Raw genomic sequence first — 13,930 nt, 5'->3', positions numbered from 1 at the left:
CGATGCGCAAAAAGGCTGGCATCATTATTGCTGTAATTGCAATACAGTTGGTAATCGGAGTTTAAAAGTGGTTATTCAGATAAATGTAAAGGCGGGGGTGCTGCTGGCCGGGTTGTCGCCGCGCTTTCCGTCCGGGGAAACAGAAAAAATATTTACTGTTGCTTCAGGAACCACCCTGGGAGATCTGCTGAAAATAGCCGCCATTCCCGGGGATCATGTGGGCTTTGCCGCCGTCAACGGTGAAAAAGCCGATAGTAATTACCTTCTCCAACAGGGTGACGAAGTAATATTTTTCCCCTACATAGTGGGGGGATAAAACTGGTTGACAAGTCAATGATGACGAATTCTACCGGCCAATGACGGCCGAATCTCAATAAAACACATTTTTAAAGGGAGGAAGACCAATGACAATGGAATTCAAACCGAATGCTGCCGGCTTACCTGGACCCAAGGGGCAGGCATTGCTTGACAGGAAAGCAAAAATCGTGGCCAGGGGTATATCCAACTCCACCCCTATTTTCGTGGACGAGGCCAAAGGCGCCATGTTGAAGGATGTTGACGGCAATACTTTCATTGATTTCTACGGCGGTATTGCCACCCTGAACGCGGGGCACTGTCCCGAGCCGGTGGTGAACGCCATCAAGGAACAGGCTGATAAACTGCTGCACACCTGCTTCATGGTTACCATGTACGAGCCTTATGTGGCCCTGGCTGAAAAGATTGCCGAACTGGCGCCGGGCAATTTCCCCAAAAAGGTGATGTTTGCCAACAGCGGCGCCGAGGCGGTGGAAAACGCCGTTAAAATAGCCCGCTCTGCCACCAAAAGATCAGGTATAGTTGCCTTTGAATGCGCTTTCCACGGCAGAACCCTTATGACCATGACCCTCACCAGCAAGGTGAAACCCTATAAATTCGGTTTCGGCCCCTTCGCTCCGGATGTCTACAAGGTTCCGTCCGCTTACTGCTACCGCTGCTACTATAATTCCACCTATCCGGGCTGCGGCATGCACTGCCTGGAAAGGTTCGACAGGTTCTTCGCCGCCGAGGCTGCCCCGGAGAGCATCGCTGCCATGATTATCGAGCCGGTGCAGGGTGAAGGCGGCTTCCTGGTCCCGCCCAAGGAGTTTCTGCCCGGATTGAAATCCATCTGTGAAAAGCACGGCATTGTTTTTATAGCAGACGAGGTTCAAACAGGTTTCGGCAGGACCGGAAAGATGTTCGCGGTGGAACATTTCGGCGTGGTGCCGGACCTGATGACCGTGGCCAAGTCCATTGCCGCCGGTATGCCTCTAAGCGGCGTGGTGGGCAAGGCGGAGATTATGGACGCCCCGGATCCCGGGTATATTGGCGGAACATACGGCGGCAACCCGGTATCCTGCGCGGCCGGTTTAGCCACCATAGATTATCTCCAGTCCGGCAACCTGGCGGATAGGTCCAGCGCTCTGGGCGCCAAGTCCATTGAAAGGTTGAAGGCCCTGCAGGAGAAATATCCCATGATCGGCGACGTGCGGGGACTTGGTGCCATGGTGGCCATGGAACTGGTCAAAGACTCCAAGACCAAGGAACCTGCCAAGGAAGCCGCCGGACAGATTGTTTCCGAGTGCTACAAGCGCGGCCTGCTGCTGCTGGGGGCCGGAATATTCGGCAACGTGGTGCGCATGCTTATGCCTCTGTCCATTACCGAGCAGCAGTTTGAGCAGGGCTTTGCCATACTGGACGGTGTGGCGGCGGAGGTTTTAAAGTAACTCTTAACCATAACTGAACTTAAAGAGCCTGCTTTAAGGGCAGGCTCTCTCCATATACCGGTATAAGAAGAAATGGCCCCTGAAGGAGTGAAACTGATGAAGGGCTTTTTCGGTAAGCTTTTAAGGATTAACCTAACGGATAAATCCTATGCCGTTGAAGGAATTCCCGAAAGCATCCTGAAAAAATATCTGGGGGGCAAGGGACTTGGCTCCTACCTGCTGTTGAACAATGTTTCCGCCGGTGTGGACCCTTTGAGTTCCGACAATAAATTAATATTTACCACCGGCCCGGCCACCGGCACCCTGGTGCCCGGCTCCAGCCGCTACGGATTATACGCCAAATCGCCCCAGACCGGGCTTTACGCCGAGTCTTACGCCGGTGGAAGGGTGGCGCCGGCTATCCGGGCAACCGGTTACGACGCGATAATAATTGAGGGAGCTGCCTCTTCTCCCGCCTATTTAGAAATAAATGACAAAGAAGTGCTCTTTCACGATGCGGGACAACTCTGGGGAACACAGACCTATGCCGCGGAAGACGCGCTGCTGGCTGCCGCCGGCAGAAAGGACGCCCAGGCCGTGGTCATCGGCCCCGCGGGGGAAAAACTGGTGGCCTTTGCCTGCGTGGAAAACAACTACTGGCGCTCGGCAGGCAGAACCGGCATGGGAGCCGTTATGGGCTCAAAGAAATTAAAGGGCATAGTATTTTACGGGGACGCCAAATCCCAGGCGGCGGACCCGGAATTGCTCAAAGAAGCCGTGGGCCGCATCCGGGAAAAGGCCAAGGACAACCCCGGGGTTAAGGCCTATCAAACCTACGGTACACCGGTAATGGTGGGAACAATGAATGCCGCCAAGGCCTTTCCCACCCGTTACTGGTCCGACGGCTCCTATGACAGGTGGCAGGAAATAAACGGCGACGCCCACCAGCAAAGGTTTAAGGTAAAGGCCCGCTCCTGCCCGTCCTGCTTTTTGGCCTGTGCCAAGGACACGGTGGTTACCGAGGGGGAGTACAAGGATCTGAGGATTGAAGGGCCTGAATACGAGACAATCTACTCCTTCGGAGGACTGTGCTGCATCCACCGGCTGGACGAGATTCTGTACCTTAACGACATCTGCGACCGCCTGGGAATGGATACAATAACAGCGGGCAATCTGGCCGGATTGGTTATTGAAGCCGGAAAAGGGGGAAGACTGGATTATAAACTGGAATACGGGGACGCCGGGGGTGTGGCCCGGTTGCTGGAGGATATGGCCCTGCGCCGGGGAATAGGAGAGGAGCTTGCCCGGGGAATTAAATATTTCAGTGAAAAGTATGGTTTACAAGACATTGCGGTTCACGTCAAGGGGCTTGAGCCCCCGGGGTACGATCCCCGGAAGCTGAAAGGCATGGGCCTTGCTTTTGCCACCTCCACCAGGGGCGCTTGCCACCTGCGGGCAACCTTTTACAAGCCGGAGCTGGCAGGTATGATTGACCCTTCCACCACGGACGGCAAAGCTGAGTTATTTATCCAGTTCGAAAACAGGCTTACAATATTCAATACCTTTATACTGTGCGTGTTCTTCAGGGACCTTTACCAGTGGGAAGATCTGATTCCGCTTATCAAGGCCCTGACGGGCTGGGAGTATACCCGGCAGGAGCTGGAGGAGGTGGCCAACAATATAGTCACCCTTACCCGGCAGTTCAACGCCAGGGAAGGCGCCACCAAACAGCAGGATACACTGCCGCCCAAGCTTTTCAACGAGCCGATCAATGAGGGCCGGAACATTATCACCAGGGAAGAGCTGCAAATTCTGGTGGATGACTATTACCGGCTCAGAGGCTGGGACGATCAGGGCTATCCCATGGCATAAAGTTAAATTTCCGGCGCAGCCATTTGCTGCCCGGTTACTTCCAATCATACGTTTCATTCTCCAATGGGCGGGCGCTTAATGGCACCCGCCGCTTTTTTTGTGCCGCCGGGCCGGCATGAATTAAAATAGGGGCCGGTAATATTGAATCTATTTATGGGCAGCCCGGCGTTGCTGCAAATTAATGCCGTTCGGCATAATTAATAATGCTCCGGCGCATCTTTTTGTATACATAATACTGGCCGCTTTGAATTGATTGTATATTCGAAAAGTTAAATGCAAATGCAGCAGGGCATTAACGGGTTGCACAGGGAAAGGCCCGCCGGGGTAATTTTGGCCTGAAGTGCTTGTTTTTATTGAATGTAATTAATTTTTTAACTATTAGAACCAATGGCATATTTTATGCAGATTCATAACACTAAATATTTGCTGTTATGGAGGGGCTAAAATTGAGTAAACAACAAATCAACAGCTTTGAGATTGTACAGGGACTGCTTAAAGATTCGGTTAAGCAGCTCAACCTTAAGCCGGTGGTATACGATATGTTCAAAGAACCCAACAGGGTTATGACCGTGGCTGTTCCTGTGGAGATGGACGACGGCAGCGTAAAGGTTTTTGTGGGTTACCGTTCCCAGCACAACAATGCTCTTGGTCCCTATAAAGGTGGCATCAGATTCCACCAGGATGTTACTTTGGACGAGGTAAAGGCGTTATCCACCTGGATGTCTCTTAAATGTGCCGTGGTGGGCATTCCATACGGCGGAGCCAAGGGCGGCGTCATAGTGGATCCCAAAAAACTGTCCCCCACCGAACTGGAAAGGCTCAGCAGGGGGTACATCCGGGCAATCGCCCCCATGCTTGGGGAAGAAATGGATATTCCAGCCCCGGATGTCAACACCAATGGCCAGGTTATGGCCTGGATGATGGATGAGTTTGCCAAACAAAGAGGGTTTAATGAATTTGGAGTTATTACCGGCAAACCCATGATCCTGGGAGGTTCCGCGGGCAGGGTGGAGGCCACCGCCAGGGGTTGTGTCATTACCGTCCGGGAAGCCGCCAAGGCTCTGGGGCTGAACATGAACGGCGCCAACGCCGCGGTATTGGGCTTCGGCAATGTGGGCGGCATCGCCGCGAGGCTGCTGGTTGAGCAGGGCGTCAAGGTTATAGCGGTGAACGATTCCACCGGCGGGGCTTACAATCCCATGGGACTGGATATCGCGTTACTGCAGTCGCATAAAAATAAAACCGGCTCGGTCAAGGGCTGCCCGGGCACCAAGGAAATCAGCAGCGACGAGATACTGGCGCTTAAATGCGACATACTCATTCCCGCCGCCCTGGAAAACCAGATTACAGAGGAAAACGCCGGTACCATCAAGGCCAAAATAGTGGCTGAGGGCGCCAATGGCCCCACCACCCCCGGCGCGGACAAAATACTGTTCCAGAACAAGGTGCTGGTGGTGCCCGACGTGCTGGCCAACGCCGGAGGCGTTACAGTGTCGTACTTCGAGTGGGTGCAAAACAAGGCCGGTTACTACTGGACCGAGGAAGAGGTCAACAGCAGGCTGGAATGCAGGATGGTGGAAGCATTCAATTGCGTGTACGGTTTATTCAAAAAGCGCAGGGATGTGGATATGAGGGGCGCCGCCTACCTGCTGGCTGTGGACCGGATTACCGAGGGCATGAGGCTGAGGGGCTGGCTGGGTCATAAAAGCGTTTACGAATCCAGGGTGGAGGACAAACTGGCTTAAATAAGGCTGCCTGTTTAAACGCCGGCGGAACTTTTGTTCCGGCCGGCGTTTAAAATTTAGGCCAACCGTAAATTAGCAAAATGTTGCCCAACAGGCATTTTTTAATGTAAGCCTGTCTCCCAATGATTTTTACCCTGCGCAAACCAGGTACCCTCCTGTTTAAAAAAGCACGTTTTTTGCATATATACTTTTACATGAAAAATGCCCCAGGGGTGAAATTGAAGGAATCCCGGTTATTCAATTGAAATTATTATAAAGGACGACACTTACCAGGGTAGTGAGGTGGGCTGCATGCAACAGGAAATTTTTGACGCAATATCCCACGGTATCATTATAATTAACGATAAAGGCGAAATAACGGTTTTTAACAGGCCTGCCGAGGCATTGCTGGGAATAGACGCCGGCATGGCACTGGGGCGTCCCATTAACGAGGTGCTGCCCTCCAACGGTTTGACGGAGGTGCTGGCCACGGGTAAACCACAGTTGAACCAGAAAGTAATCGCCGGCCGGTTTACCCTTGTGATTAACCGGACTCCGCTGATAAACGACGGTAAAGTGGTGGGAGCCGTTGCTCTTTTCGAGGATATCTCGGTAAAGGAGAGCATGGCCAGGGAACTGGCCATGGTCAGGGAACTGAAGGACGACCTGGAGGCCATTTTCAATTCCTCCTATGATGAGATATTTGTTATTGACGGCCAGGGCACTGTCACCAAGGTTAACAAAATTTCCGAAACCTATTACGGAGTGCCCACCGAGGAAATTGTGGGCAAAAATGTTTTGGATCTTGAAAAAGAGGGTTTTTTCCGGCCCTCTGTGACCAGCATGGTATTCAAAGAAAAGCGCCGCCTCACCATAGCCCAGAAAACCCGCAGCGGAAAGGAATTGATTGTAACCGCCAACCCTGTTTTCAACCAGCAGGGAGAGATTACCAGGGTGGTGGTCAACTCCCGGGACGTCACGGAATTAACCAGCCTGAAGCAAAAGCTGACTGAAACTGAAAAACTGGCCGAATCCTACCGCACTCAGATTATGCAGTTGCAGATGGAAAAGCTGAAGAGCGATGAGATAATAGCCCGCAGCAGTCATTCCAGGCAGCTTCTGGAAATGGTGGAAAAAGTGGCCCAGGTGGATTCCACTGTGCTGATAACAGGAGAATCGGGTGTGGGCAAGGGAATAATCAGCGCCAAAATCCACAAACTGAGCAAACGGTCCCCGGGTCCCTTCGTGGCCATCAACTGCGGCGCCATACCGGTTAATCTTCTTGAGTCGGAATTGTTCGGCTATGAGCCCGGAGCCTTTACCGGGGCTAAAAAGGAAGGGAAAAAGGGTTTAATCCAGCTTGGCCAGGGCGGCACCGTATTTTTGGATGAAATTGCCGACCTGCCGCTTAATCTGCAGGTAAAACTGCTGCACGTGATTCAGCAAAAGTCTCTTACCCGGGTGGGAGGCAGCAAACCCGTGGATGTTAACGTCAGATTTATAGCCGCCACCAACAGGGATATCAAGCAGATGATGAAAGAAGGAACCTTCAGGGAAGATCTCTTCTACCGCCTGAACGTGATACCTTTATACATTCAGCCTTTAAGATACCGCAGTGAGGATATATTGCCCCTGGTGGAGCATTTTTTAAGTATTTATAACGGAAAATACGGCATAAATAAAAAATTTGCCAAAGAGACCAGGGATATTTTGGAGAAGTACCACTGGCCCGGCAATGTCCGGGAGGTGGAAAACATTGTGGAGCGGCTGATGGTTACCACCGAGTCGGCGGACATATTGCCTATTCACCTGCCTGATTATATCATCAATTCATCGGACAATATGAACAACCGTGTTTACGTTCTGGATCTTTGCTCCCTGGACGAGGCCATAGAGGAAGTGGAGAGGCAGTTGCTCCAAAAGGCTTTTGAACGTTACGACAATACCTACCGCATGGCGGAGGCCCTGAAGGTAAACCAGTCCACAGTGGTGAGGAAGATGAAGAAATATATACCCTCGGCCGGGGGAAGACCCGGGGGCAGAAGAAGAAAGCAGTAGTGCTTTAATTAAACATTTAATTTTAACTATCGGTTTTTATTGGTTCTGAACATAGTGTATTTAAAGTTGGCGATTCTTTATAAACTATTGACGATTGCTATTTAAATGTGATATTTTATCCTATGACTTGAAAAATTAAATAGTGGCAATGATGCCACGATTTTTTGGTTACTACAAGGCAAAGGCGCTTGGCGGGATACCCGTCAAGCGGTTTTTGTTTTTAAATGCGCATATGCATTTAAAGATGCAATATTGCATCTTTAAATTAAGAAAAAATATAAAATATTTTTACATGCAGGAAAATTAAAAATATTTTTAGAATTATACTTGATATTTTTTATCATATTCCCGGGTTGGCTAAGTATGTCATTATAGAACAAGTGCTGACAGGAGGTGGTAAAAGAGGGGTTTGTAGTAAAAGAAAAATAAAATGATTTTAAAGGAGTGTTGTTTGTGAGAAAACGTATCAATTTCCTGTGGATTACAGCATTTTTACTATGTTTGGCCCTGGCGGTGCTGTCGGCCGGCTGCGGAAACAAGGAAGCCGCCACCACCGGGGATAGCAAGGAGCAGGGTGATGTTTTCAAGGTCGGGGTGCTGACCTCCCTTTCAGGGGCTGAAGTGTACGGAGGAAATATTACCAAACGCGGCTACGACACCTGGGCGGACACAGTTAATCAAAAGGGCGGCATAAAGGTTGGCGACAAGCAGTACAAGGTGCAGATGTTTTATGCCGATGACCAGAGCGACCCGGCGTCCGGCGCCGATGCGGTGGAGCGTATGATAACCAAGGACAAGGTGGATTTTATCCTGGGTCCTTATACCAGCGGCGTGACCCTGGCTGCGGCTCCCATTTGTGAGAAATACAAAGTTCCCATGATCACCGGTTCCGCGGAGTCTCCCATGATCTGGCAGCAAAAGTTCAAATATACCTTCGGAACCATACCGGCGGTGAATTTAACCGCCAGTTACCCGGTTAACACCCTGGTCAGCGATATACCCGGCGGAGCCAAAACCATGGCTATTCTGGCCGTAAACGACGCCTTTTCCAAGGCGGTGGCCGAATCCTTCAAAGCCACCGCGGAAAAGCTGGGTGTTAAAGTTGTTAAGTATGATATAGTGCCGGCGGGCACCGACTTTACTCCCCTGCTGGGCGCCATCAAGGGGCTAAATCCCGACGTGGTGGCAGTGGGCGGTCATGAAAAAGAGCATATGGAAGTTATTAAATCCGCAAAGTCCCTGGGATTCTTACCAAAAGCATTTTTAATGCATTACGGCGTAACCAATCCCGATTTTGTTAAAAACCTCGGCAAGGACGCGGAAGCCGTATATGGAGCTTCCACCTGGACCTCGGATCTGGATATCGCGGATGCCCTTTTTGAATCCTCTAAAAAGTTTGTAGAAACATATAAGACCAAATGGGGCGACGAGCCGGATTATACCGCCACCGGCTGCACCGTGGCCGGCGAGGTCTTTGGGGCCGCCCTGGAAAAACTGGGAGCAAAGCCGCCCCTGTCCGAATCGGATAGGGAAGCCATGGTGACAGTTCTGGAGGATATTAAGGTTGATACTTTGTACGGCGCCACCTCCTTCGCCAAGGAGGGCGACAATTACCACAACAATACGGGTCTTGAGGGCTTAACCATTCAAATTCAAGGCGGCGCGGTTAAAATTGTCGGACCCAAGGATAAAAAGCTGGCGGAACCCATATACCCCGCTCCGGCCTGGGATAAAAGATAATATAAGGGTAAAATGGGTGTAATTACACCGGTGTTTGAATTAAAGGGTATAACGGAGTTTATCCGTTATACCCCTCAATAAGAATTTTTAAGCCTTAAGAAATATGGCACTGAGGTGTGGCTGATGGAACTGCTAATACAAACTATTATAAACGGACTCCTGATTGGCGGCATCTATATCACTATATCAGCGGGTTTTACCCTGTGCTTCGGGGTTTTGCACGTTATTGACTTTGCCGTCGGGGAGTGGGTGATGCTGGGGGCATTTATAACCTTCATAATATCAACGTCAACTCATATTGATCCATTTTTATTGCTGCCTTTAATATTCGTAATGTTTTTTATAGCCGGTTATCTGCTGCAGCCAACGTTGCAGAGGGTAATTACAAAAAATAAATCAAATGCTTTATTAATGGCCCTTGCCTTTACCTTCGGCATATCGGTTCTGTTTAAAGGGGCCGCCCTGACCATTTGGGGTTTTAATGAACGCAACCTGGTGACTATATTGTCGGGGAAAAGCATATCCCTGCTGGGTATAAATATTCCTTCTTTACGTTTGGGAACTTTTGTTTTCGCCATTATTATCACTATTGTGTTTTTGTGGTTTTTGCAAAAAACAAGGTTTGGCCTTGCTGTCAGGGCAGCCGCTGAAAGACAGGATGTTGCCGGTTTAATGGGGATAGATTCCAATATGATTAACAAGGTGGTTTATGCCATATATACGGGATTAACAGCCTGTTCCGGCGCTTTAATAGGCGCCATATTCTCCATCAATACGGAAATGGGAGTCAGATATACCATCTTTGCCTTCTTTGTGGTGGTGGCCGGAGGTTTGGGTTCCATAGAGGGCGCCATAGTGGCGGGTATACTGCTGGGCCTGTTAAACAGTTTTATATCTGTTTATATAGGCGGCCAGTATGTTTTCCTGGTGCTATTCCTGTTCCTTTATCTGATACTTCTGGCTAAACCAAAGGGACTTCTGGGCAAAGGCTGGTAAGGGGGTAATCATTTGACAAAAAATAATAAAGCGCTGGTGGGGCTGCTGCTGGCAGGGATTGCCATGCTGATGCTGCCCCTGGTAATATCATCCTTCTGGCTGCGCATCGTTACCGGAGCCATTATGTGGGTGGGGCTGGCCCAGAGCTGGAATATGCTTGCCGGGTATATGGGATATGTAAGCTTCGGCCACGGCGCCTTTTTTGGAATAGGGGCGTATGTTACCGCCATTCTGATGGCTAAAGGACTTCCCTTCATTGGCGCCCTGGTCCTGGCAGCCCTGGTGACGGCCCTCTTCGCGGCTATTATCGGCCAGCCCACTTTACGGCTCCAGGGGGCCTATTTTGCCATCGCCACCTGGGCCTTTGCCGAGGGGATCCGCCAGCTGGTGCTGGTACTGCCCTTTACCGGAGGGGCGAACGGCATGCGCATGGAGGCCTTTCTCAATGAAAATTTCTTTTACTACAGCATGCTGCTGGTTTCAGCGGCGGCAGTGGCGGTTACGTATTTTTTGTTTCAAAAAGCGGTTTTTGGCCTCAGGGTAAGGGCAATCAGGGAGGAAGAAACAGCCTCGCAGGCCCTGGGACTTAACACCACGGCCATTAAAGTGAAGGTATTCGCCTTAAGCGCGCTGTTTCCCGGAATACTGGGAGGAGTATATGCCTACTGGATTACTTACATCCATCCGGAGAGTGTGCTGACACCGCTGATTGCGGACCAGATGGTGGTTATGGCCCTGCTGGGAGGCTTGGGCACCATTGCCGGCCCCATAGTTGGAGCCATGGTGCTTTTCCTGGGCAACAGGATACTCTGGGTTATGTTTGGCGATACGTCCTTCTACCTGGTATTGCTGGGACTTGCCATCGCCATTGTGATTTTGTTCCTTCCGGACGGCATTGTAAGTTTGTTTACCAGGAAGAAGAAAACCGGCGAAGGCATTTCCAAGGAAAATGTGCGGAACATTACCGGGTAGAATATTAAAGGGGAAGGTTAAATATGCTTTTATCCGTAAAAGGACTTACCCATTATTTCGGAGGACTCCGGGCGGTAAATGATTTTAACATGGAAATTGAAAAAGGTATCATCCAGGGGTTAATCGGGCCGAACGGAGCCGGGAAAACAACCACCTTCAACTTAATCACAGGTATGCATGTGCCCACCTCGGGGGAGATTATATTTTCAGGCGACAATATAACCGGCAAACCTGCTTACCACATCGCCGGAAAAGGTATTGCCAGAACCTTTCAAAATCTAAAGCTGTTTAGCAGGCTGACGGTAAGGGAGAACATCAGGGTTGTCCAGAATAAACAGGGTAAAGACGCTGCGGCTGAGGAAGAGCGGTTAATAAAACTGTTCGAGCTGGAAAAATATGCGGAGTACAGATCCTGCGACCTGCCCTACGGCGCCCAGAGGAGGCTGGAAATAGCCAGGGCTCTGGCCATAAAGCCCAAACTTTTATTGCTGGATGAACCCGCGGCGGGAATGAATCCTTCGGAGGTGGACAACCTTAGCGAATTGATTAATATGATTATTAAAGAGTTTGACATAACCATTCTGTTGATTGAACATCAAATGAGAATGGTTATGAAGCTGTGCCATAAATTGACCGTTCTTAATTTTGGTGAAGTAATAGCAACCGGAGCGCCCCGGGATATTCTTAATAATTCCGGTGTTGTTGAGGCTTATTTGGGCAAAGGGGGTGCTTCCATACGTGGCAAAAGGTCTGAGCGTTAAGGGTTTAAAAGTGGCTTACGGCAATATCGAAGCTGTTCACGGAGTTTCCTTCGAGGTTAACGAGGGGGAAATTGTAACCCTGATCGGAGCCAACGGCGCCGGTAAATCCACCATCTTGAGGGCCGTTTCAGGCATGATACCCGTAAAAGAAGGTACCGTTATTTTAAACGGCACCGAGATAACCTCCTGGCCCTCGCACCAGATTACGGGGCTGGGCATGGCCCATGTCCCCGAGGGCAGGGGAATATTTACCAGGCTGACGGTCCTGGAAAATTTATTGGTGGGGGCCTTTAAGAGGAAGGATAAAAAGGAAATCGACGGTGATCTGGATTACGTTCTGGGACTGTTTCCCCGGCTTAATGAAAGAAAAAAACAATTGGCCGGCACCCTGTCCGGGGGAGAGCAGCAGATGCTGGCCGTGGGCAGGGCGTTGATGACCGGAGCGGATATACTGCTGCTTGACGAGCCGTCCATGGGGTTGGCCCCGGTTCTGGTGGAAAGTATTTTTAACATATGCATAGATATTGCCGAAGCTGGAAAAACAATCCTTCTGGTGGAGCAGAATGCCGCCATGGCACTGGCCATAGCGGACCGCGGCTATGTGTTGGAAACAGGCAGCATTGCCATCCACGGGGACGCGGAATATCTTAGCAAACACCCTGATGTCCTAAACGCCTACCTAGGAGGCGCCTCCTAACGGGGCCAGGCTCTTAACTTATTAACTTATATATTAATGGTGTGTAGCCTTCTGTTAAAATATAACAGGAGGCGTTTTGCTTTGTCCGGGCGTAAGAGGATAGAATATCCGGGAGCCATGCGTCATGTAATACAGCGGGAAACAACAGGGAGAATGTGTTTTTGACGTGCCTGAAAAGAATAGTGAATTTTTGCGAAATCTGTGGCGGCGGATAACACTGAATTGTATGTTATGAATAATCACTAACAAATTGCTTTAAAATTATGTAAGGGAATTGCTTAACAAAGTGAGCACAGTATAATACCGGGTATAACATTAGAAAATACAGCCACAGATGGAGCAAGAAGACAATTTTATCTATTAAATAATTAAAACAACAGAGAATGATGTCAAAGAAGACCGGAATCAATAATGAGAACAGGCTGCCGCTAAACGAAACGCTGAGTGACCCCGGCGTCTGTCAGGAGGAATTTGAGATTCGGCGAGGATTTATTAGGCAAAATAGGCAGGGAACAATGTTATTCATTAAGTGAGATACAGGTTACATAGGGGGTTCCCCCGTGGTAATATTGAAATACTTAAACGGGAAATAAGAGAATAAGTTAATAAGTTAAGAGCCTGACCCCGAGGAGGTTGATAGTTATGAAGATAGTTGGTTTTATGGGAAGTCCGCGAAAGAATGGAAATACAGCAATATTGCTGAACAAGGTTATGGAGGGAGCCGAAAAAGAAGGTACTCAAACCACGGTATATTACCCCAATGACCTTAACCTAAGAGGTTGTCAGGGGTGTAATGCCTGTAAAAAGAAAGGGCATTGTGTTATACCGGACGATATGCAAAATATTTATAAGGCCATTGACGAAGCGGATGTTCTTATTTTCGCATCTCCCGTTTATATGTGGGGGATGACGGCCCAGTTGAAATTAGTGGTGGACCGTCTATATGCATATATGAATGCCGACTACTCCAGCAGAATTACTAAACCTATTAAATTTGCTTTAATATTTACCCAGCACCGGGAAGATCAAGAGGCCTTTATGCCTTATTTTAAATCTGTTGCCGGAATCTTGAAGGTCATAGGATTTGAGTTCATACCGGAAATATTGGTAGGTTCAGGGCTGCATGACGCGGGTGAAGTGAAAAGTAATAATACCCTGCTGGGAAAGGCTTATGCTTATGGGGTCAGGCTATTAACTTATTAACTTATATATTAATGGTGTAAACGCCTTCTGTTAAAATATAACAGAAGGCGTTTTGTCTTGGCCAGGCGCGAGAGGATGTCATATCCTGGAGTCATGCACCATGTAATACAGCGGGGAAACCGGGGTTATTCATTAACTTAGTAACCTGTTAAATAGGGGTTTCCCCTGTGGCAGTAGTTAAAT

11 protein-coding genes are annotated in these 13,930 nt (G+C 49.5%); all 11 read left to right on the top strand.

Annotation, left to right across the window (positions count from 1 at the left end; genetic code table 11):
* The first annotated feature begins 67 nt into the window (after positions 1 to 67).
* The 11 genes from DCCM_RS15910 (at position 68) to DCCM_RS15860 (ending at position 13,747) form a co-directional block, all read left to right on the top strand.
* Positions 68 to 316 carry a MoaD/ThiS family protein gene (locus DCCM_RS15910; RefSeq protein ID WP_165792206.1) on the top strand — a complete coding sequence of 83 codons (249 nt, stop codon included), beginning with the start codon at positions 68 to 70 and terminating at the stop codon, positions 314 to 316.
* 88 nt (positions 317 to 404) lie between these two features.
* Entirely contained in the window at positions 405 to 1,745 is a 1,341-nt protein-coding gene (gene gabT / locus DCCM_RS15905; RefSeq protein ID WP_373855498.1) for a 4-aminobutyrate--2-oxoglutarate transaminase, read from the top strand.
* Positions 1,746 to 1,841: 96 nt separating this feature from the next.
* A complete protein-coding gene (locus DCCM_RS15900) occupies positions 1,842 to 3,596 on the top strand; it encodes an aldehyde ferredoxin oxidoreductase family protein (protein WP_104373355.1) in 1,755 nt (584 codons plus the stop codon).
* A gap of 446 nt (positions 3,597 to 4,042) precedes the next feature.
* Positions 4,043 to 5,341, top strand: a complete 1,299-nt coding sequence (locus DCCM_RS15895; protein WP_269433764.1) for a Glu/Leu/Phe/Val family dehydrogenase — start codon at positions 4,043 to 4,045, stop codon at positions 5,339 to 5,341.
* Between the two features lie 291 nt (positions 5,342 to 5,632).
* Complete coding sequence (locus DCCM_RS15890; RefSeq protein WP_104373353.1) at positions 5,633 to 7,378, top strand: sigma 54-interacting transcriptional regulator; 1,746 nt, start codon at positions 5,633 to 5,635, stop codon at positions 7,376 to 7,378.
* Between the two features lie 453 nt (positions 7,379 to 7,831).
* Positions 7,832 to 9,118: an amino acid ABC transporter substrate-binding protein gene (locus DCCM_RS15885; RefSeq protein ID WP_104373352.1), complete on the top strand. Its 1,287-nt coding sequence runs from the start codon at positions 7,832 to 7,834 to the stop codon at positions 9,116 to 9,118.
* Positions 9,119 to 9,241: 123 nt separating this feature from the next.
* Positions 9,242 to 10,114: a branched-chain amino acid ABC transporter permease gene (locus tag DCCM_RS15880; protein ID WP_104373351.1), complete on the top strand. Its 873-nt coding sequence runs from the start codon at positions 9,242 to 9,244 to the stop codon at positions 10,112 to 10,114.
* Between the two features lie 12 nt (positions 10,115 to 10,126).
* Positions 10,127 to 11,086: a branched-chain amino acid ABC transporter permease gene (locus tag DCCM_RS15875; RefSeq protein ID WP_104373350.1), complete on the top strand. Its 960-nt coding sequence runs from the start codon at positions 10,127 to 10,129 to the stop codon at positions 11,084 to 11,086.
* A gap of 23 nt (positions 11,087 to 11,109) precedes the next feature.
* Positions 11,110 to 11,847: an ABC transporter ATP-binding protein gene (locus DCCM_RS15870; protein WP_104373349.1), complete on the top strand. Its 738-nt coding sequence runs from the start codon at positions 11,110 to 11,112 to the stop codon at positions 11,845 to 11,847.
* The gene (locus DCCM_RS15865; RefSeq protein ID WP_231702804.1) at positions 11,825 to 12,544 is read left to right on the top strand and encodes an ABC transporter ATP-binding protein; all 720 of its coding nucleotides are present in this window, start codon (positions 11,825 to 11,827) and stop codon (positions 12,542 to 12,544) included. The genes DCCM_RS15870 and DCCM_RS15865 overlap by 23 nt, the downstream gene beginning before the upstream one ends.
* A gap of 642 nt (positions 12,545 to 13,186) precedes the next feature.
* The gene (locus DCCM_RS15860) at positions 13,187 to 13,747 is read left to right on the top strand and encodes a flavodoxin family protein (RefSeq protein ID WP_104373348.1); all 561 of its coding nucleotides are present in this window, start codon (positions 13,187 to 13,189) and stop codon (positions 13,745 to 13,747) included.
* Positions 13,748 to 13,930 lie beyond the last annotated feature (183 nt).

This window comes from Desulfocucumis palustris (assembly GCF_002933875.1).
GTDB classification, from domain to species: domain Bacteria; phylum Bacillota; class Desulfotomaculia; order Desulfotomaculales; family Desulfocucumaceae; genus Desulfocucumis; species Desulfocucumis palustris.
The sequence above is the reverse complement of the archived record's forward strand: the minus strand, read 5'-3'. Positions and strand labels throughout refer to the sequence as shown.